This window comes from Arthrobacter sp. 49Tsu3.1M3 (genome assembly GCF_900168135.1).
GTDB lineage: Bacteria > Actinomycetota > Actinomycetes > Actinomycetales > Micrococcaceae > Arthrobacter.
In genome coordinates this window covers 203,471-223,772 of the sequence record NZ_FUZD01000003.1, presented here as the reverse complement: position 1 = coordinate 223,772, position 20,302 = coordinate 203,471, and the positions used below count along the sequence as shown (strand labels likewise).

The window sequence follows — 20,302 nt, the reverse complement described above, 5'->3', positions numbered from 1 at the left end:
ATCCGCGTTGAAACGAAGCCGGTCCGCCGGACCGCTGCCGGCCATCTGCCGTTCACCTGCCCGTATCGGGGATTAATTACCGGGAAGTAACGTGGCGATCTCTTGTTGAGATCCAACCATTGAGAGGCTCCCGAATGAGCACGACTCACACCCGAGGCATCCTCACGGCCGCCGCAGCAATCGTCCTGGCCGCGTCCGCGATCAGCATCACCGCGGCCGCCCAGGCCGCAGACCACCCCACCGGTGCCGGCAGCCACGGTGACAGGAACACAGCCCTGGCCGACGCCTTCAACGGCGTTGACCGGAACACGAACTGGCAGCAGACGTCCAAGCTGAAGCTGAACTTCCCGACCTACCACACGGAGGGAATCGCCTACAGCCAGGACCACATCTTCCTCTCGGCCGTTCAGATCATCGAACCGACCGTGAAGTTCCCGACCCCGCAAAACGGCTTCGACCGCACCCCCGGCAAGGGCGTCGGCCACCTGTTCGTCATGGACAAGGCCGGCGCCCTGCAAAAGGACATCGTCCTGGGAGAGGGCGACATGTACCACCCCGGCGGCATCGACTTCGACGGCACCAACGTCTGGATCCCGGTGGCCCAGTACCGGCCGGACAGCAGCGCCATCATCTACCGGGTCAACGCGACCACCCTGGACGTGCACAAGCAGTTCGAGGTGAAGGACCACTTCGGCGGCATCGTGATGGACAAGCAGACCGGCCACCTGGTCGGCAACACCTGGGGCTCGCGGCGCTTCGCCGAATGGAACCTGCAGGGCAAGCAGCTCTCGACCTGGCAGAACCCGAACTACTTCATCGACTACCAGGACTGCCAGTACGTGCCCACCTCCCGGATGCTCTGCGGCGGGATCACCAACCTCCCGCAGACCCCGGCCGCCGGCGGCACCGGCGGCACCTACGAACTCGGCGGCATGGCGATGATCGACCTCAAATCCCGCAGCGTCATCCGCGATGTCCCGTTCCAGCAGTGGTCCACCGCAGGCCATGTGGCCACGCGCAACCCATTCAAAATGACGGCCGACGGCGGCCACCTCACCATGAAGGTGGCCCCCGACAACGGTGAGGAAGGCAACGGCACCGAAATCCTCACCTACGAGGCCACGGTCACGCCGGCCAAGTAGCCCCGGCAGGTCACCCAAGCAGCACACGAATGCCTGCCCTCAGCCGCAGGCATCCCCGAACACCAACGATTGGCTCCCCCATGCCTCATCCAGCACAACGATTCACCCGGAAGCGGGTTGCCGCCACGGGCGCGGCAGCCCTGGCCGCCTCGGCCCTGACGGCCGGCATGTTCGGTATCGGCGCAGCTCCGGCCTCCGCCGGCGAAAACCACACCGGTACCGCGACGCCAATCAAGCACGTGGTGGTGATCTTCCAGGAGAACGTCTCCTTCGACCACTACTTCGCCACCTACCCGAACGCTGCCAACGCCCCGGGGGAAACCCGGCAGGGCACCGGCACCGCGACGGCCGCCTTCACCGCCGCGAAAAACACCCCCAAGGACATCAACACTCTGGCCACCGCCGGTCTCCTGGCACCGAACAACCCCAATTCGGCGCAGCCTGCCCGGCTCTCACCGATGCAGGCCGTCACCTGCGACCAGGACCACGGATACACCGCTGAGCAGAAGGCCTACAACGGCGGGGCGATGGACAAGTTCGTCCAGTTCACCAGCCGCGACGCCTGCGGCACCAACCAGTACGGCCACCCCGGCCTGACCATGGACTACTACGACGGCAACACCGTCACCGGCATCTGGAACTACGCCCAGAACTACTCCATGAGCGACAACCACTTCAGCACCGTCTTCGGACCCTCCACACCCGGGGCGCTGAATCTGGTCTCCGGCCAGACCCACGGGGCCACCGAGTACACCGCCGCGGGACAACCCGTGGCCACCACGGCGGCCGGCAGCAGTGCTGTCAGCCGGCCGGATGCGAACGGCGTCGGCACCGTCATCAACGACCCCGACCCGGTCCACGACGACTGCTCGAACAGCAGCCACGCCAAAACCGGAAACCTGGCCGGTATGAGCGGCAGGAACATCGGCGACCTGCTCAACGCCAAGGGCACATCCTGGGGCTGGTTCCAGGGCGGCTTCACGCCGACCACCGCCGCGACCGCGACCACCCCGGCGTCGTGCCTGTCCAGCCACACGAACGCCGCCGGCGCCAGCGTGGTCGACTACTCCCCGCACCACCAGCCGTTCCAGTACTACGCCTCCACCGCTAACCCGCACCACCTGGCACCGGCGTCCGACGCGGAAATCGGCCACAACGGGCCGGCGAACCACCAGTACGACCTCACCGCGTTCAACAAGGTGGTCAACACCGACAACATGCCCGCGGTGTCCTTTCTGAAGGCGGGAATGTTCCAGGACGGCCACGCCGCCTACTCCGACCCGATCGACGAACAGAACTTCATCACCAGCACCGTGAACCAGATCCAGAAATCCCGGAACTGGGACAACACTGCCGTGGTGCTTGCCTACGACGACTCGGACGGCTGGTACGACCACGTCGCCGCCAAGGCAAAGAACTCCTCCAACACCGCCGACGACGACGCCTGGTGCCAGCACGCCGCAGCCAGCGGCGTCCCGATGGCCGGCGGCTACGCTGACCGCTGCGGCCCCGGCCCGCGCCAGCCGCTGGTGGTCATTTCCCCCTACGCGAAGAAGAACTTTGTGGACCACACCCAGACCGACCAGGCCTCGATCCTGCGCTTCATCGAGGACAACTGGAGCACCGGCCGGATCGGCGACGCCTCCGCCGACGCCACCGCCGGATCGGTGAACGCCATGTTCAACTTCCACCAACAGCGCAACGACAGGGTACTGCTCAACGAACAGACCGGCGCCGTCGCCGCCACCGAACACGGCAACAACAACCGGGGAAAGTAAACACACCTGCAACAACCCGGTCGTGGACCGAACAGTCCCGTTGGAACGCCACCCGGCCAAGTGCCGGGTGGCGTTCCTGTCCGCGCCGCCTGCACTGGCGCCGTCTGCGCTGGTGCCGCTGTTCGGGGGATCCCGGCTACAGGCCCGCGCTCTCCCTCGAGCCACCCCGAAGCCACCCCGAAGTATCAACAGTTTGTTGACAACAGGATGTTGATGCTAGAAGCTGGTGGTGTCGAAGAGGCGCCGAACCAACGGGAAAGAGGGTCTGGAATGAACGAGACCGACGGGACCGGTCCGGGCGGCGACGCTGCGGAGGCTCAGCGCCAAAGCCAGGCCACGCGGAAGTTGCTGGACCGGGGCGCCTCTGAACTCCCGCCCCGGCCCTGGCTGGGTGAGCGGCAGCCCCCTTCAGCGGGTGACCTCATCCAGCACGTCCTATGGCGGGCCAACGGGACAGACCGCGGAGAGCCGGTGGATGGTCTGGACGTGCGGGCCGCCCTCACCCTTGTGTCTGCCGCGCGGGCAGAGATGGATGGCCTGGAAACAGCCCTCCTGTTTCTGGCGCGGGCCGAGGGGCTGACCTGGCCCCAGATTGCCCAGAGCCTGGGCCTCCGCTCGGCGCAGGCCGCGCAGCAGCGACTGGATCGGCTGTCCGGCAGGCCCGAGACGGGTGCGGTGGGCTGACGTGGAACTCATTCCTGAGCCCAGCGCCGGTACGGAAGGCAGGGATCCCGCCGGCGCGGTTCTCACCGGCATCGGCGCCAGCCCGGGCACCGCCCGCGGGACCGCCCGGACCGTTCACAGCGTCGACGAATTCTCCGCGGTAACCCCCGGCGACGTCCTGGTCTGCCGCACCACTGACCCCGCCTGGACGCCACTGTTCGGGATCGCCGCCGCCGTCATCACGGAAACGGGCGGGATGCTCTCGCACGCCGCCATCGTGGCCCGCGAACAGGGCATCCCCGCCGTTCTGGGGGTAGCCGGCGCCCTGACCCGCGTCACGGACGGAACGACACTCGTGGTCGACGGAACCCACGGCACCGTCCACGCGAAACCGGCAAGTCCGGTGGCAGGTCCATGATGGCCCCGCAGCAGCCATCCATGCTGCTCACCCTCCACGCCGTGCGGCTGCTCGGCTTCGCTGACACAGAGTCGGTTGCCGCCCGGTTCGGCCAGGATCCGCACGACGCCGAACGGCTCCTTATTGACGCCGGCGCGAACGGGTGGGCGTCGCGCTCCGCATTCGGCGGAACCCGGGGCTGGTCCCTGACCGTGGCTGGCCGGACTGAAAACGAACGGCTCCTGGCGGAGGAGTTGGAGTGCGCGGGTGGCCTGGCAGCGGTCACCGCCGTGCACGCGAAGTTTGCACCCCTGAACGCAGGAGTCGTGGCCGCCTGCAGCAAACTTCAACTCCGCTGGCTCGCCGACGGGAGTCAGCCCAACGTTGGGATCGACGAACCAACACGTCAAACCTTCACCCGGGCGTCGGCGTCGCTGAGCGATCTGGAAGTCCGCCTGACCGCCGTGTTGCCGCGGTTCAGCGGATACTCGGGACGCCTCGAGCAGGCGGTGGCAAACGCAGCCACAGAGCCGGCGTGGCTCACCGCCACAGACCGCGACTCCTTCCACCGCATCTGGTTCGAGCTGCACGAAGATCTCATCGCCACCCTCGGCCTCCGGCGATGAACGCCCCAGCAGGGCCCCGAAAATGACAGCGGAACAGCGGTCATCCGCTGCTGGATGACCCTCGCGCGGCGGCCTGGACCTGTTTGACGGGTTTCGTCGCGGGCATGCCGATCACGGCTGCAACGGTGAGGACGGCGGCGATCATGACGGCCAGGAACACGGCGGATGAGGCCGCCACGATGGTGTGGGGATCGGTGTCGCCGTGCGGGGTGCCGGCGTAGACAGCGTTCGCTATCGCACCGAAAACGGCGACGCCGATGGAACTGCCGATCGACCGGGCGAAAAGGTTGGTGCCAGTGACCACGCCACGCTCGTTCCATTCGACGCTCGTCTGGGCGGCGATCAGGGTCGGGGTCGCGACCAGCCCCAGTCCGAGCCCCACGATGAAGCAGCTGACGGCGACCAGCGCAACGTTGGGGACGGAGGCGGTGACGGCCAGGACCGCCGTGCCGATTACGGTGACAGTGATGCCGATCAGGGCCGTGTTCCGGAACCCAATACGCAGATACAGGCGCCCCGATTGCGACGCACTGATCGGCCAGCCGATGGTCAGGGCCGCCAGGGCGAGCCCGGCCACGATCGGGGAAGTCGAGAGGGCTCCGACGAGGAACGTCGGAACGTACGACGTGATGCCCAGCATGACTGCTCCGACACCGAAGGCAACCATCGCCGTCGTCGCCAGCAGCCGCCGGGACACCACCCACGGCGGCAGGACCGGCTCCGCCGCCCTCCGTTCGACGAAGATAAACGCGACGAACAAGAGGGCGCCGCCGGCGAACACCGCGTCGCTGATGGCGGAGTCCCAGGCCCAGGCCTGGCCGCCCTCGAGGGCCCCGAGAATGAGCAGGGTAAGCGAGACCGTGAGCAGCCCGGATCCCAGATAGTCGACCCGGTGATTTACGTGTTCAATGTTCTCGTGGAAGGACCGGACCAGCATCCAGCCGGCCACCAGACACAGCGGGATGTTCACGAGGAAGATGCCGCGCCAGATCCCGAGTGAGGCAAACACTCCCCCGAGCGTCGGGCCCACCACCGAGGAGACAGCCCACACGCTCGCCAGGTAGCCCTGCACTTTTGCCCGCTCGGACAGGGTGTAGATATCGCCGGCGATGGTGATGGCCATCGGCTGGACTGCGCCCGCGCCCAGGCCCTGCACCACGCGGAAGGCGATGAGGACCGGCATGCTCCAGGCGACGCCGCACAGGATCGAGCCGAGCAGGAACAGCCCGATTCCGATCAGCATGATCGGCTTGCGGCCGATGGTGTCGGAGAGCTTCGCGTAGACGGGGACGGACACGGCCTGCGCCAGCAGATAGGCGGAGAACAGCCAGGGGAACGACGTGAACCCGCCAATGTCGTGCACGATCGCAGGCACGGCTGTCGCAACCACGGTCGCGTCGATCGCCACCAGGCCTGTGGAGAGCATCAGGGCGATGAGGACGGGTCCGCGTTTGGAACGGAACCCGACTCCCTCGGCAGGCATGGTGGGCACGTGCATCACTCCCGGTGCGGTGGTCTATTGAGCAGCGTCTATTGGGCCCAGTCGGCGTCGTCGTAGGGGCGTCCGCGGAAGTGGGCGCGGAGGTACTCCCCCACCACGGCCGCGCCCAGGTCCCCGGTCTCGGGCGCCACCACCCTGCCGTCGATGCGGCGGGCCATCCGCTGGACGAACCGTTCCAGGGAAGGGTCGTCGCCGAGCCGGAAGAACGTGGCCTGCGTGCCGGCCCGGGCAAGGCGGTCCAGTTCGGCGACCGTCACGCGGATGGTCTCCGGGTCCGGCGGATACTCGAACCACGACTCGCCGTCGGCCAGCAGGTGTGCGGTGGGTTCGCCGTCGGTCACCACCAGGAGGACGGGCTGCATCGACGGGTGCTGGCGGAAGAACCGGCCGGCCAGCAGCAGGCCGTGGTGCAGGTTGGTTCCCTGCTCCCGCCGGGCAGGCAGGGCCGTGAGCTCGCCAATGTCCATGGTCTGCGCGTAGCGGCCGAACGTGATCAGCTGCAGCCGGTCGCCGCGGAACCGGGTTGAGACGAGGTGGTGCAGTGCGAGGGCAGTGCGTTTCATGGGCACCCAGCGTCCCTCGGCGGCCATCGAGAAGGACACGTCCGCGAGCAGGACGACGGCGGCCTGCGTGCGCGCCTCCGTCTCGGTGACTTCGATGTCGCCCACGGCGAGGCGCAGCCCGCGGCCCGGGTCACCGCCGTCGGCGATGGTGCGGCGGATCGCGTTGGTGATGGTGCGGGTGACGTCCCACGGTTCGGCGTCGCCGAACTCCCATTGGCGGCTGGAGCCGGTCTGATCCCCGGCGGCCCCGGCAACGCGCGTGTCCCGGCGGCCCTGCCGGCCGGAGAGTTGCTTGGCGGTGTCCCGCAGCAGCGACCTGCCGAGCCGCCGCATGGCCTGCGGGGACAGTCGGAGATCGCCGTCGGCGCCGCGCTGGAGGAAGCCGCCGTCCTGCATGGCCCGCTCGATTTCCGCGAGGGTGCGGGCCGACACGGCGGCATTCTGTCCCAGCTGGCGGGCGAGGGCGTCCAGGTCCAGGTCGTCAAGGCGTGACCCGCTGTAGGCCTGGGAGAGCTGTTCAGCCAGCTCGTCCAGTTCGGCGATGTCCTGGAGCACGCCGGTGCCGTCGCCGAGTCCGAGTCCGTCCTCGCCCTCGAAGCGTTCGGACCCGGCCCAGTCCTCGCCGGGGCGCAAAGCCTGCAGGTTGGCATCGAGTTGGCCCAGCTGTGCCATAAGCTCGGGCGAGCCGAACGCCTGGGCGGAGAGCCGCATCAGCTCCTCGCGCTGCTCGGCGGACATGGACTGCAGCAACCGCTGGGCGGCGGCCGCGCGCTGGGCGAGCGCGTCCACCAGCTCCTCGACCGATTGCGGGTTCTCCGGGAAGAACTGGCCGTGTTTGGCCATGAATTCCTGGAAGTCCGCGTCGGTGTCCTCGCCGCGGCGGTGTTTGCCGAGGAGCTCGTTGAGGTCCTGCAGCATCTCACTGACGGCGGCCCGGTCCTCCTCGGTGGCGTCCTCGAGGGCCTCCTTCATGCCGGCGAACCGCTGGTCCAGGATTTCGCGGCCCAGCAGGTCCTTGATCCGTTCGTAGGCCTCCCGGGCGGTGCTCGACTGCCAGTCATAGGAGGCGAGCTCGTTGACCGCCGCCGCCGTGGAATGCGGCAGGTTCTGCAGCTGCATCTCCCGGAAGGCACGGTCGGTGTTGTCCATCATGGCGTCGCGGGCGAGCTGCTTGCGTTCCTCCAGCACCGCAGTCTCGAGCAGCTTCTGGACTTCGTTGAGGGTGCCGTCCAGGTTGTGCCGGCCCAGCAGTTCACTGCGCCGCTGCTGGACGCGGCCGGCGAGGTCATCGAGCCCTTCCCGGTTCGGGGCGCCGCGGCGCAGGAACTCCCGGAGGGCGTGCCGGGGCGAGTATCCGGCCATGACGTCCTCGGCGACGGCGTCCAGCGCCTCCGCCAGGTCCACCGGCGGGGCGAGCGGATCCGGCCCTCCCCTGTACCGGCCGTACCTGGACCGGTTATGAGCGGTCATTTGGCCTCCTGTGCTGTTGCAGAACTGCGTGGCCGAAAAGCTGCCTAGCCGTAGATCGTTTCCTCGTCATCGGAATCCTTGGAGATCCGCCGGGCGAGGTAGAGCCCTTCCAGTGCAAGTTCGACGGCGGCGGCGCGCTGCCCGTCGCTTGTCGCACCCAAGCGCTCACTGATGTCGTCGTAGAGGCTGGATCCATTGAGGGACGGGAGGTTGTGGAGGAACTCCCGCGCGGTGACCAGCTCCCCGGTAGTCACCGTGGCGTGGCCGTCGAGCGCAGCCACGAGCGGACCCATGTCCAGGCCGTGGAAGTGCGCCCGCACGGCTTCCGCGGTGGCCATGCGCAGGAGGTGGTCCAGGACGTCCTGTTCCCGGCCTTCCTCACCGGATTCGAACTCGATCTTCCCGGCGAGGACGTCCACGGCGGCGTCCAGGTCGATGATCCGGGCGACGGCCTCGTCCTCTCCGCGCACGCTGGCCCGGCGCAGGGCCGCCGCGGCCACGGTTTCGGCGCCGGCGATGGCGAACCGCGCGGACACACCGGAGGTCTGGTTGACCGCCGGCGACTGCCGCAGCGCCCGGGTGTAGCGGGCCAGGATCTCGAGGATGACGGGCGGGACGCCGGCCACCAGCTGCCCCTCCTGCCGGATGACGGCGACCTCGTCGTCGAGCTCGATCGGGTAGTGGGTGCGGATCTCGGCGCCGAAGCGGTCCCGCAGGGGCGTGATGATCCGGCCGCGGTTCGTGTAGTCCTCCGGGTTGGCGGACGCGACCACCAGGACGTCCAGCGGCAGCCGCAGCACGTAGCCGCGGATCTGTATGTCGCGCTCCTCCATCACGTTTAGCATTGAAACCTGGATCCGCTCGGCGAGGTCGGGCAGCTCGTTGATGGCGATGATTCCGCGGTTGGAGCGCGGGACCAGGCCGTAGTGGATGGTTTCCGGGTCGCCCAGGCGGCGGCCCTCGGCCACCCGCATCGGGTCAACGTCGCCGATCAGGTCGGCGACGGAGGTGTCCGGCGTCGCGAGCTTCTCGACGTACCGTTCCGAGCGGTGCCGCCACGCCACCCGAAGCCGGTCCCCCTCGGTGAGTGCCAGGGCGCGGGAGTGCTCCGTAATCGGTTCGTACGGGTGTTCGTTCAGTTCCGATTCCTCGATCACGGGCGACCATTCGTCCAGCAGCCCGGCCAGGGTGCGGAGGAGCCGCGTCTTGCCCTGACCCCGTTCGCCGAGCAGGACGACGTCGTGGCCGGCGAGCAGGGCCCGCTCGAGCTGGGGCAGGACGGTCCGGCTGAACCCGTACATCCCGGGCCAGGGGTCGCGGCCGGCGGCAAGGGCCGCGAGCAGGTTGTCGCGGATTTCGCGGCGCAGGTCTTTGTGAACGTGGCCGGAGGCACGCAGTTCACCAACAGTGAAGATATCGGGGCGATCACTCACTCCTCCACCGTAGACCTCTACCGTCCGGGGAATCGAGGGATTTGTTCAGATTCCCTGCGCGGTGGGACGGGGCAGCGAGTCGCCCGGGGTCCCCGGTCCGAGCTTGCGAGGGACGGGGCAGGCGGTGAGCGTTACGCTGGACCTTGATGACTGCAGCAACGCCTGGACTCTCAGCGGAGCCCCCTCAGCAGGGCACGCTCCTGCTTTTGGTGCGCCACGGGGAGACGCCGACGACGGGCATGGTACTCCCCGGCAGAGCGCCGGGACTGCATCTGTCCGACCGAGGCCGGGCCCAGGCCGACCGGGTCGCGGAGCGCCTCTCCGGATTGTCCGTGGATGCCCTGTATTCCTCCCCGCTGGAGCGTGCCTGCGAGACGGCGGAGCCGACGGCGGCCCGCACCGGACTGGGGGTGAAGCACGACGACGGTCTGCTGGAGTGTGATTTCGGCGAGTGGACCGGATCCGCGATCGCCGACCTGGCGGCCCTGCCGGAGTGGCAGAGCGTGCAGCACAGCCCCTCCGCGTTCCGCTTCCCGGCCGGCGAGAGCTTTCCGGAGATGCAGGCGCGGATCGTCGGAGCGATGGAGGCGCTGCGGGATGCCCACGCTGGCGGCGTGGCTGTGTGCTTCTCCCACGCGGATCCGATCAAGGCCGCCGTCGCCCACGCCCTAGGCACGCCGCTGGACCTCTTCCAGCGGATCGTCATCAGTCCTGGCTCGGTGTCCGCCATTTCATTCGTGGAGGGCCAGGACCCCGCCGTGCTGATGGTGAATTCGACCGCCGAGCCGCTCAGCGGGCTGAGGTCATCGTGAGTTGGGGCAGCTGGTGTCCGGCCGGGAGCTGACGCTGCTGACCGAGGGCAGCATTGAGCTGCTCGGACTCATCCCACGCAGCAGCAACCAGACGTTCCTGGTCCAGGTCACCTGCGGCGAGGATGAGGGATACGCCGTCTACAAGCCGGAGGCCGGCGAACGGCCGCTGTCCGACTTCGAGCCCGGACTCTACAAGCGCGAACGCGCCGCCTACCTGCTCAGCGAATCGCTGGGCTGGGGGTTCGTTCCGCCCACGGTGATCCGCGAGGAAGCCCCCTTGGGCGTCGGCTCGCTGCAGTGGTTCATCGAGTGCGACTTCCAGGAGCACTACTTCACCCTGTTCGAGGACGCCCCCGAGACCCACCGGGAGCTGGCGCGGATCGCCCTGTTCGACTACGTCGCCAACAACACCGACCGCAAGAGCGGCCACGTGCTGCGCGGCGACGACGGGCGGATCTGGGGCATCGACCACGGGCTCTGCTTCTCCGCGGCCTTCAAGCTCCGCACTGTGATCTGGGACTTTGCCGGCGACCCCATCCCCGAGGCCCTGCTCGAGGACATCGCCCCGCTCGCAGAGGCCGTACATCCCGAGGTGGCCGAGCTTCTGGACGACGGCGAGGTCGCCGCCCTGCGGCGCCGCGTCCAGCGGATGCTCGTCGCTGGATCGCTGCCGGTGGACCGGACGGGCATGCGCTACCCGTGGCCGCTGGTTTGAGGGTCCCGCCCAGTTCAGGAATTGGCTGAGGACCGAACTCTTGGGTCAAAGTTCACGCCCGTCAGGAGCCCGTTCGACCATGGCTCCGGCCGGGATTGAGCAGGGCGGAGGCGGCGTTCATCAAAATTAACTGAGCAGGCATAGCGCGCGACCCGACGTGGTCGTCACTTTTGGGTCTGTGGGGCTTGGGCGCACATGCAGAACGTCCCCAATTCGTAGCAACTGCCGCCTGCTGCCACAGCTCGGTGTCGCTGCGTGTGATGGCGCCGTCTGGTGGGGGGCTCACTGTCTCAGCTACTTTCAGCCCGTTCCGCGAGGACGCCGATGGCCAGAGAGAAGCGGCCAGGCAATGGAGAAAGTGCCAGCCGGAGCCAGATGGCGTCCGAGTACGCATCGAATCGGACCGGACTAACATGCAGTTCCTCGGCGACGGCCAGCACCTGTGTGTGAGCCGTCAGATATCGGGCGGGCGTCAAGCGGTTATTTCGTAGATGAAGTTCCAACCGGACATCCAGGCCGGCCAGATCCCGGGCGGCCTCGTGTCGAGCCGTGCTGTCGAAGTCCAGCAATCCGGGCGGGATGTCGCTGTCAGGAACGATGATTTGCTTGTCGTATAGGTCTCCGTGGGCCCAAACCACCGGATCCGGTGCCGTCCCAAGCAGGTTCATAGCCACTTGCTCTGCAGCGGCGCGCAAGACATCGCGCTGAGACGACAACTCCGGGACGTTTTCATTGTGCCCCAACCAGTCGTCCACCCGTCGACACACCTTCGTGGCTTCCCACTCTGGTGAGCGGATGGGAAGGCTGTCAAGAACGCGTTGTGCTGCTGGACCATAGGAGCCGTTCAGTTCCGCGGCCCAGGCGCGCGACCATTTCTCCCACGCCCTGGCGAACGCTTCATCGCCTTCGGGCGCCTCCGCCCGGCCCAGCTCGTTCAGTGTCGGTCCCGCGATGGCGCTGAAAACGATGACGTCCTCCCGGGGACTCTGACGAAGGATTCTGGGTGTCGTGAAGTTGCCGGCGTCCAGTAGGACGTCCATTTGTGCGCAGCGCTCGGCCGGTACGACGGCGCCGCCGGGCCCGAAGATTTTTATGTAGCGGTCCTCCGCCCGGACGACCGCCTGGTGGTACGGCCAATACGAAATCAATTCCCCCTGCTGCGCTTCCGCCCGCAAGGCGGGCAGTCCCGGATCGTCCAACGGGATAAGTTCGAACTGCCCGTGACGCAGATGAGCTCCCCGGACGCCGGGCCGTCCCGACGTCAGGACTTCCAGTACAAATTCTCCCGGTGTCTTCTCTGGCCAAGCCCGCTGAACCAGCCAGGATGCGCCGGTCTCATCGTCGGCAAACGCCGGCACTGGAGAGGACCAGCCCATGGAATCAATTCCATCGGCTGGCGGAGGTGCCAGCCGGTCGAACGACGCAGTGGAGTGACGCTTTCCAGGCGTCCCGTGCCGCCCCCGAACAGTAGACAGCCATGCTCCGTCCATCCATGCCTCTCTTCCTAAACGCAGGCTCTTCCGGCGCAGCCGTTCCGTGCGCCCAGCATGAACTCCAACAATGAGGCAGAGATGAAACGGTCATGAAGAAACTTTCATCAATGCCTTCTTCTCCGTCCAATCGGCGTCCCACAAAAGAGTCTGGTGTGAGTGTTCCGGCAAGAACGGACTGTGTGTGACTCGTAAGACTTCCGGTACCCCAGCGCGGCGGCATTCCGTCCACCGTCGAACGGACCCGCCACAGCAGGAGCTCCGAAGTGACCATCAGGGGTACGAGTTGCGACAACGAAAACCGGTCCAACTCGAGAAACCGGTGACCAGATAGTTTGAGCCACGAACTGCGGGCCGCCCGAAACTCACCAACTGCTCTGCAACCCTCGGCTTTCGAGACGCCCCTTAAACCTCCGCCACCGGCGCCGCGAACTGCGCGGCGTACAGCGCCGCGTACGCCCCGCCGGCCTCCAGCAACGAAGCATGCGTCCCCTGCTCCACGATCTGCCCGGCCTCCATCACCAAAATGAGGTCGGCGTCGCGGATAGTGGAGAGCCGGTGCGCAATAACAAACGACGTCCGGTCCGACCGCAGCGCGCTCATCGCCTTCTGCACCAGCACCTCGGTCCGGGTATCCACGGAAGAAGTCGCCTCGTCCAGGATCAGCACGGACGGGCGGGCCAGGAACGCCCGGGCGATGGTCAGCAGCTGTTTCTCGCCGGCGGACACGTTGGAGCCCTCGTCGTCGAGCACGGTGTCGTAGCCCTCCGGCAGGGACCGGACGAACCGGTCCACGTACGTTGCCCGGGCGGCCTCCAGGATTTCGTCCTCCGAGGCGCCGGGCCGGCCGTAGCCGATGTTGTCCCGGATGGTCCCGCCGAACAGCCAGGTGTCCTGCAGCACCATGCCCATCCGCGAGCGCAGCTCGTCGCGGGTCATCGCGGTGACATCCACGCCGTCGAGCGTGATCCGCCCGGCGTCGAGCTCGTAGAAGCGCATCATCAAATTCACCAGGGTGGTCTTGCCCGCCCCGGTCGGGCCCACAATGGCCACTGTCTGCCCCGGCTCCGCCACCAGGCTCAGGGAAGAGATCAGCGGCTTGTCCGGCGAGTAGGAGAAGGAGACGTCCTCGAACACCAGCCGCCCCCGGCCCCCAGAGGGAGCCTCAGCCGGCGACGGATCCGGCGACTGCTCGTCCGTGTCCAGCAGCTCGAACACCCGCTCGGCGGACGCCACGCCGGACTGCAGCAGGTTCGCCATGGACCCCAGCTGGGCCAGCGGCTGGGTGAACTGCCGGGAGTACTGGATGAACGCCTGCACGTCTCCCAGCTGCATCGCCCCGGAGGCCACCTGCAGGCCGCCCACCACGGCGATCCCCACGTAGACCAGGTTCCCAATGAACGTCATGGCCGGCATGATCAGCCCGGAAATGAACTGCGCGCCGAAGCTCGCCTGGTACAGCTCCGCGTTCTTCTGCCGAAACCGCTCCTCCACCTCGCGCTGCCGGCCGAACACCTTCACCAGGGCGTGCCCGGTGTAGGTCTCCTCGATCTGCCCGTTCAGTTCCCCGGTATGTCTCCACTGCGCCACGAACAGCTTCTGCGAGCGCTTGGCGATCACCGCCGTCGTCACGAGCGTCAGCGGAATGGTCACCAGCGCAATCAGCGCCAGCGTGGGCGAGAGCAGGACCATCATCACCAGCACCCCGGCCACGGTCAGCACCGAGGTCACGGCCTGGCTGATGGACTGCTGCAGGCTCTGGGAGATGTTGTCGACGTCGTTGGTCACCCGGCTGAGCAGCTCGCCGCGCTGCACGGAGTCGAAGTAGCGCAGCGGCAGCTTATTGATCTTCGCCTCGATCCGCTCACGCAGCCGGAAGACCGTGCGCTGCACGACGCCGTTGAGGATGTACGCCTGCATCCAGCCGAACACCGACGCCAGCACGTACAGCACCAGCGCCCACAGCAGCACGGTGGCCAGCGCGGTGAAGTCGATCCCGGCGCCGGGGGTCAGTGTCATGGCGCTGAGCATGTCCGCCTGCTGGGTCTGCCCGGCGGCGCGCATTTGGGCGATCACCTGGTCCTGGGTCTCCCCGGGCGGCAGCTGCTTGGACACGACGCCGGCGAAAATCAGGTTGGTGCCCTCGCCCAGCAGCCGGGGCCCGATCACCGAGAACGTCACCCCGACGACGGCGAGCACCAGGACCAGCGTCAGCCACAGCCGCTCGGGCCGCAGCTCCCCCAGCAGCCGCCGGGCGGAGGGCCCGAAGTTCATGGCCTTCTCCGCCGGGATGTTCATCCCGGCGAACGGGCCGCCGCGGCCGGGTCCGCCCGCCGGGCGGGGAATCCGCATCGGGGTTTGCGCCGCAGGAGCCGCAGTAGCCCCGGGGGCGCCGGGAGCCCCGGCGGCGGGAGCGGCGGCGGGGGCCGGCGTCGGCGCCTTGTCGGTGCGGCTCATGCTGCCTCCTCCGCTGCGAGCTGGGAGTTCACAATCTCCTGGTACGTCTCCGACGCCTCCAGCAGTTCCTCGTGCGTGCCGTGCGCGACGATCCTGCCGCGTTCGAGCACCAGGATCTGGTCCGCGTCCACAATGCTGGAGACCCGCTGGGCGATGATCACCATGGTGGCCCCGGCGGTGTGCTGCTTGAGCGCCTGCCGTAGCCGGGCGTCCGTGGCGGTGTCCAGCGAGGAGAAGGAGTCGTCAAAGATGTAGAGCTCAGGCTGTTTCACCAGCGCCCGGGCGATCGCGAGCCGTTGCCGCTGGCCGCCGGAGACGTTGGTGCCGCCCTGCGAGATCGGTGCATCCAGCCCGCCTTCCAGTTCCTCCACAAAATCCTGCGCCTGCGCAATCCTCAGGGCCCGCCAGAGCTCGTCCTCGCTGGCGTCCGGTTTGCCGTAGAGCAGGTTGCTGCGCACCGTCCCGGAGAACAGGTAGGGCTTCTGCGGGACCAGGCCGATGTGCCCCCACAGCAGGTCCGGGTGGAGCTCGCGGACGTCCACGCCGTCAATCCGCACCGAGCCGGAGGTCGCGTCGAAGAGCCGCGGCATCAGGTTCACCAGGGTGGTCTTGCCGGAACCAGTGCTGCCGATGATCGCCGTCGTCTGCCCCGCCCGGGCGGTGAAGTTCACGTCCTGCAGCACCGGCTGCTCGGCGCCCGGGTAGGCGAACCCGACGTCGCGCATCTCCAGCTCGCCGCGCGCCGTCCGCCCGGCCGCGAGCGAGACCGGCCGCAGCGGCGGCCGGACGCTGGATTCGGTCCCGAGGACCTCGCCGATCCGGTCCCCGGAGACGGCCGCGCGCGGGATCATGATCGCCATGAACGTGGCCATCATGACGGACATCAGGATCTGCATGAGGTAGCTGAGGAACGCGATCATGGTCCCCACCTGCATGGAGCCGTCCTCGATCCGGAACGCGCCGAACCAGATCACGGCCGTGCTGGAGACGTTGAGCACCAGCATCACGGTGGGGAACGCGAGCGCCATGAGCCTGCCGGCGCGCAGCGCGGTGTCCGTGACGTCCTCGTTGGCGCGGGCAAAACGGGCGGTCTCCACATCCTCCCGGACGAAGGCCCGCACCACGCGGATGCCGGTCAGCTGTTCGCGCAGCACCCGGTTGACGGTGTCGATTCGGGCCTGCATCACCCGGAACAGCGGCACCATGCGGAAAATGATCGAGCCCACCGCGGCCAGCAGCACGGGGACGCTGACGGCGATCAGCCAGGACAGCTGCAGGTCCTGCCGGATGGCCATGATCACCCCGCCGATGCAGAGCATGGGGGCCGTGACCATGAGCGTGGCGGACATCAGGACCAGCTGCTGGACCTGCTGGACATCGTTGGTGGAGCGGGTGATGAGACTCGGAGGGCCGAACCGGGTCACTTCCTGCTCGGAAAACGCCGCCACCCGGCTGAAGATGGCCCCGCGGACGTCCCGGCCCAGGGCCATCGCAGCCTTCGCGCCGAAGTACACGGCCGCGACGGTACAGACGACCTGCAGCAGCGTGACCGCCAGCATCAGCCCGCCCATGCGCAGGATGTAGTCCGTGTCCCCGGTCGCCACGCCCTGATCGATGATGTCCGCGTTCAGGGTGGGCAGGTACAGCGAGGCGATGGACGCCGCCAACTGGAAGACGACGACGGCGAACAGCAGCCGCCGCTGCGGCCTCAGGTATTCGACGAGCAGTTTCCAGAGCATCCGGTCTCCACTTCACGCGTCACAGACTGTCTCACACAGAACGATGTGAGGGTCAGTTTACGTCCCGAACCCGGGAGTGGGCCGGGTTCCTCTGAGGGCGAATCGGCGCCGGGCCTGCGGCGATGCTCATATGCCTGGACTGCTTGCCGGGCCCACGGCCCGGGTGTAGCTTGAGGCGGATGCTGCGCATTGGCTCAATCGTCATCCGGGTGGACAACCTCGAACGCCAGATGAGTTTCTGGCAGGCAGCCCTGGGCTACGAGCCGCGGTACGAGCCCGACGGCGACTTCGTGATCCTGCAGCCGCCGGGCGGCGTGGGCACCTGCGTCTCCCTGGACCGGGTCCCCGCGGCCGTCCAGATCCCGCCGCGCCTGCACCTGGACCTGTACACGGACGCCCAGGACGCCGAAGTCCAGCGGCTCCTGGCTCTGGGCGCCACCCGGGTGGAGTGGAGCAAGCGGCCCGCGGACGCCGACTACGTGATCCTGGCCGATCCGGAGGGCAACAGGTTCTGCGTGGTGGACACCGCCGGGAGCCCTTAAAACCTGTTGCTTCGCGGGGGAACGGTGTGCCAGCCTCGAAGTGATCCCGTCGCCGCGGCGACGACGGGCGACGGAGAAGGAGCACGGCATGGGACTCATCCATATCGACCTGTTCACCACCCTCGACGGCGTCGCGCAGGCGCCCGGCGGCCCGGACGAGGACCCTGCCGACGGCTTCGCGTTTGGCGGCTGGCAGGCACCCCTCATCGACGAGGTCGTCGGCGGGCAGGTCACATCCGGGATGGCGGGGATGGACGCGCTGCTGCTCGGGCGCCGGACCTACGACATTTTCGCCGGGTACTGGCCGCACGCCAACGGTGAGATCGCGCGGCTGTTCAACCGCATCCCGAAATACGTCGCCTCACGCGGGACGCCTGCCCTGGAATGGGCAGACTCCACGCTGCTCGGTCCTGACATCGTCGCCGCCGTGCGCGAACTGCGCGACCGGCACGAGAACATCCACGTGATCGGCAGTCTCGACTTCGTGCAGACCCTGTTCGCCGAGCGGCTCTTCGACCGACTCACGCTCTGGGTGTATCCGATCCTCCTCGGCGGCGGGAAGAAGGTCTTCGCGGACGGGGTGGTTCCGACGAACCTCAGGCTCATCGAGCCGGTCGTCGCCTCACCGAAGGGTGCGGTGCTGCAGCGCTACGCGCTCGCCGACGGCACCCCTGGCATCGGCGATATGTCGGCTGTGACCCAGGAGGTCTAACGCGGCGCGCCACAGGCCGTTGCCCGCGCCTTATTAGCCGTTCAGCACCACATTGGCCGGCGGCTCGCCGGCCAGCATGATCTCGATTTGCCGCTGCAGCAGCCGGCCCATCCGCGGGCGCATCGCCGAGCTCGCGCCGCCCACGTGCGGGCTGATGATGACGCCCGGGGTCCGCCAGAGCGGGTGGTCCTGCGGCAGGGGTTCGGGATCGGTGACGTCGAGCGCGGCGCGGATCCGGCCGGCGGCGGTGTGCCGGACCAGGGCCTCGGTGTCCGCCACCTGGCCGCGGGCCACGTTCACCACCAGGGCGCCGTCCGGCATGGCCGTGAGGAAAGCGTCATCAATCAGGTGCCGGGTGGAGCCGCTGAGCGGGACGCCCACCACCACGATGTCGTGCTCCGGCAGGAGCGTGTGCAGCTCCGTGATGCCGTGGATCCGGCCGCGGTCATCGGTCCGTTCGGTGCTCGCCACCCGGGTCACGATGGTCTCGAACGGCAGGAGCCGGTCCTCGATCGCCTTGCCCACCCCGCCGTAGCCAACAATCAGGACGCGGCGGTCGGCCAGGCTGGCCGTGGGCCGGGCGTCCCACCGGCCCTCCTGCTGGTTCTGGATCAGGCGGGGCAGCTCGCGCTGGCTGGCGAGGATCAGGGCGAGCGCCAGCTCCGCGGTGGAGGTCTCGTGCACGCCGGACGCGTTGGCGAAGACCCGACCGGCCGGCAGGAACTCCGCCACCCCGTCGTAGCCGATCGACTGGCTCTGCACCAGGGCAGTGTCTACATTTTCCAGACCGCGCAGGACCTGCGGGCCGCCCATGTACGGCGGCACCACGATGTCGATCCGCGGCAGGGGCGGCTCACCGGCGAGGTCCCACTCCAGGACGGTGACGTCCGGGTGCGGCCGAAGGTACTCACGCAACGCGGCGTCCGGCAGGCTGACAGTAATTTTCCGGGTCATGAATGCCAGCGTAGTGGACCTGCATCCGGGATTTTTGTCCCACTTGGGCCGTGCCCCGCGCGCTCCGTGGACTTCGCCCCCGGCCCGGCCTAACGTCGGAGGCACCACCCAGTCGAGTCCGGAGAGGCCCACGCACATGACGAATCCGGGCCCCCGGCCGGCCGCTCCCACCCACCGCAGGAACGTGGTGATCGTCTGGGCCGCCGCCGTGCTGGTGCTGGCCGCCGTTGTGGTTCTCGGCGCGATCCGCACCGCACCAGGCAGTGATTCCCGCACCCGTGACTTCCTGACCCGCGACTTCCCGACCGGCGACGTCCTGACCGTCGCCCAGCAGCAGGAGCCGGGCCCGGCGGAGATCGCACCGGCAGCCCCGGCGGCAGCCGCCGTCGACCTTCCCGCCGAGATGCAGCGGATCATCGGTGAACACCCCGACCACCGGATCGGCGTCGCCGTGCTGGACACCCGCGACGGCCAGCTGCAGACCTACGGCGACGTGGCACCATACACGGCGGCGAGCACCGCGAAGGTCCTGACGGCCGCCGCCTACTACCACCTGGTGGAAACCGGCGATAAGTCACTCGATGCTCCCCTGGGCGCGTTCAATGCCGCGTTCCAGCTCAAGGCCATGATCAACACCAGCAGCGACGACTCATGGCTCCTACTGATGCGGGACATCGGCTACCCCAACCTCACCGCCTACGCCGCCACCCTCGGCATCACCTACGATCCCGAACAAAACCTGCTGGCCCCGACGGACATGGCGCGGCTCCTGACGCAGCTCGCCACGGGCAAGCTGCTCAACGCCGATCACACCGCGGAACTGCTCGGCTACATGCAGCACACCAATGACGAGGACCTCGTCCCGGCCGCCGTCGCGCCCGGCATCACGGTCCACCACAAGTACGGCGTGGTGCAGGGCTACGTCCACGACGCCGCCCTGCTCAGCGCCGGGGACCGCTCCTACGCGGTGGTCATCTACACGTGGGGCCCGGACGACGCCGACAGTGCGGACCGCCTGGACCTCATCCACGAGTTGACCCGCCAGCTCACCGGAGCCCTGTTCGGGCAATAACGGGCCAACACTGGCGCGCCCCTGCGAGTGAGCTGTTAACAGGCTGAAAATCAACCAATCAAAGGTGGCGCAGGCTCCATTACGGGGGCAGGATGAAAGAAGCGGGAATAGTCTCAGCCGCAGCCCGACGGAACACCACGGTGCTGGGCCGTCTCCTGGAGGAACACCAGATGTACATTCCTTCTGAATCTCGATCCTGCCGTCCCGCCGAACCCGGGGCCTCCGGTCCCGCACGG

General features: G+C 67.9%; 17 protein-coding genes. 10 read left to right on the top strand and 7 right to left on the bottom strand.

The window, feature by feature from the left end; translation table 11 throughout:
- Window positions 1–134 precede the first annotated feature (134 nt).
- From B5X90_RS06090 to B5X90_RS06070, 5 genes are all read left to right on the top strand, one after another.
- Window positions 135–1,142 (top strand): DUF6454 family protein, encoded by a 1,008-nt coding sequence (locus B5X90_RS06090; protein WP_079550950.1) that lies wholly within the window; start codon window positions 135–137, stop codon window positions 1,140–1,142.
- A gap of 80 nt (window positions 1,143–1,222) precedes the next feature.
- Window positions 1,223–2,920: a phospholipase C gene (locus tag B5X90_RS06085; RefSeq protein WP_079550948.1), complete on the top strand. Its 1,698-nt coding sequence runs from the start codon at window positions 1,223–1,225 to the stop codon at window positions 2,918–2,920.
- A gap of 270 nt (window positions 2,921–3,190) precedes the next feature.
- Window positions 3,191–3,604 carry a hypothetical protein gene (locus B5X90_RS06080; RefSeq protein ID WP_079550946.1) on the top strand — a complete coding sequence of 138 codons (414 nt, stop codon included), beginning with the start codon at window positions 3,191–3,193 and terminating at the stop codon, window positions 3,602–3,604.
- Between the two features lies 1 nt (window position 3,605).
- The gene (locus B5X90_RS06075; protein WP_256860079.1) at window positions 3,606–4,001 is read left to right on the top strand and encodes a PEP-utilizing enzyme; all 396 of its coding nucleotides are present in this window, start codon (window positions 3,606–3,608) and stop codon (window positions 3,999–4,001) included.
- A 20-nt stretch (window positions 4,002–4,021) separates the two neighbouring features.
- A complete protein-coding gene (locus B5X90_RS06070) occupies window positions 4,022–4,606 on the top strand; it encodes a hypothetical protein (protein WP_256860078.1) in 585 nt (194 codons plus the stop codon).
- Window positions 4,607–4,646: 40 nt separating this feature from the next.
- On the opposite strand, the gene B5X90_RS06065 is transcribed toward B5X90_RS06070, so the two are convergent.
- From B5X90_RS06065 to B5X90_RS06055, 3 genes are read right to left on the bottom strand one after another with little or no spacing between them, the layout of a single operon-like run.
- Window positions 4,647–6,104: an MFS transporter gene (locus B5X90_RS06065; RefSeq protein ID WP_079550941.1), complete on the bottom strand. Its 1,458-nt coding sequence runs from the start codon at window positions 6,102–6,104 to the stop codon at window positions 4,647–4,649.
- Between the two features lie 32 nt (window positions 6,105–6,136).
- Window positions 6,137–8,140, bottom strand: coding sequence for a vWA domain-containing protein (locus B5X90_RS06060; protein WP_079550938.1), 2,004 nt, complete (start codon window positions 8,138–8,140; stop codon window positions 6,137–6,139).
- A gap of 44 nt (window positions 8,141–8,184) precedes the next feature.
- Window positions 8,185–9,573: a sigma 54-interacting transcriptional regulator gene (locus B5X90_RS06055; protein WP_079550936.1), complete on the bottom strand. Its 1,389-nt coding sequence runs from the start codon at window positions 9,571–9,573 to the stop codon at window positions 8,185–8,187.
- A gap of 146 nt (window positions 9,574–9,719) precedes the next feature.
- Here B5X90_RS06055 and B5X90_RS06050 point away from each other — a divergent pair, with 146 nt between their 5' ends.
- Window positions 9,720–10,385 (top strand): MSMEG_4193 family putative phosphomutase, encoded by a 666-nt coding sequence (locus B5X90_RS06050; protein WP_079550933.1) that lies wholly within the window; start codon window positions 9,720–9,722, stop codon window positions 10,383–10,385.
- A gap of 13 nt (window positions 10,386–10,398) precedes the next feature.
- Window positions 10,399–11,100, top strand: a complete 702-nt coding sequence (locus tag B5X90_RS06045; RefSeq protein ID WP_079551188.1) for an SCO1664 family protein — start codon at window positions 10,399–10,401, stop codon at window positions 11,098–11,100.
- 290 nt (window positions 11,101–11,390) lie between these two features.
- On the opposite strand, the gene B5X90_RS06040 is transcribed toward B5X90_RS06045, so the two are convergent.
- The 3 genes from B5X90_RS06040 to B5X90_RS06030 form a co-directional block, all read right to left on the bottom strand.
- Window positions 11,391–12,476: a hypothetical protein gene (locus B5X90_RS06040; RefSeq protein ID WP_079550931.1), complete on the bottom strand. Its 1,086-nt coding sequence runs from the start codon at window positions 12,474–12,476 to the stop codon at window positions 11,391–11,393.
- Between the two features lie 519 nt (window positions 12,477–12,995).
- Window positions 12,996–15,047: an ABC transporter ATP-binding protein gene (locus B5X90_RS06035; protein ID WP_079550929.1), complete on the bottom strand. Its 2,052-nt coding sequence runs from the start codon at window positions 15,045–15,047 to the stop codon at window positions 12,996–12,998.
- Window positions 15,044–16,786: an ABC transporter ATP-binding protein gene (locus tag B5X90_RS06030; protein WP_079550927.1), complete on the bottom strand. Its 1,743-nt coding sequence runs from the start codon at window positions 16,784–16,786 to the stop codon at window positions 15,044–15,046. The genes B5X90_RS06035 and B5X90_RS06030 overlap by 4 nt, the downstream gene beginning before the upstream one ends.
- 179 nt (window positions 16,787–16,965) lie before the next feature.
- On the opposite strand from B5X90_RS06030, the gene B5X90_RS06025 reads away from it, so the two are divergent.
- Together B5X90_RS06025 and B5X90_RS06020 are read left to right on the top strand one after the other, a co-directional pair.
- A complete protein-coding gene (locus tag B5X90_RS06025) occupies window positions 16,966–17,328 on the top strand; it encodes a VOC family protein (RefSeq protein WP_079550925.1) in 363 nt (120 codons plus the stop codon).
- 88 nt (window positions 17,329–17,416) lie between these two features.
- Window positions 17,417–18,040 (top strand): dihydrofolate reductase family protein, encoded by a 624-nt coding sequence (locus B5X90_RS06020; RefSeq protein ID WP_079550922.1) that lies wholly within the window; start codon window positions 17,417–17,419, stop codon window positions 18,038–18,040.
- A 33-nt stretch (window positions 18,041–18,073) separates the two neighbouring features.
- Here B5X90_RS06020 and B5X90_RS06015 read toward each other — a convergent pair whose 3' ends face one another.
- Window positions 18,074–18,994: a 2-hydroxyacid dehydrogenase gene (locus tag B5X90_RS06015; protein ID WP_079550920.1), complete on the bottom strand. Its 921-nt coding sequence runs from the start codon at window positions 18,992–18,994 to the stop codon at window positions 18,074–18,076.
- 136 nt (window positions 18,995–19,130) lie between these two features.
- Between B5X90_RS06015 and B5X90_RS06010 the strand changes: the two genes are divergently transcribed.
- Window positions 19,131–20,066: a serine hydrolase gene (locus B5X90_RS06010; RefSeq protein ID WP_179129066.1), complete on the top strand. Its 936-nt coding sequence runs from the start codon at window positions 19,131–19,133 to the stop codon at window positions 20,064–20,066.
- Window positions 20,067–20,302 lie beyond the last annotated feature (236 nt).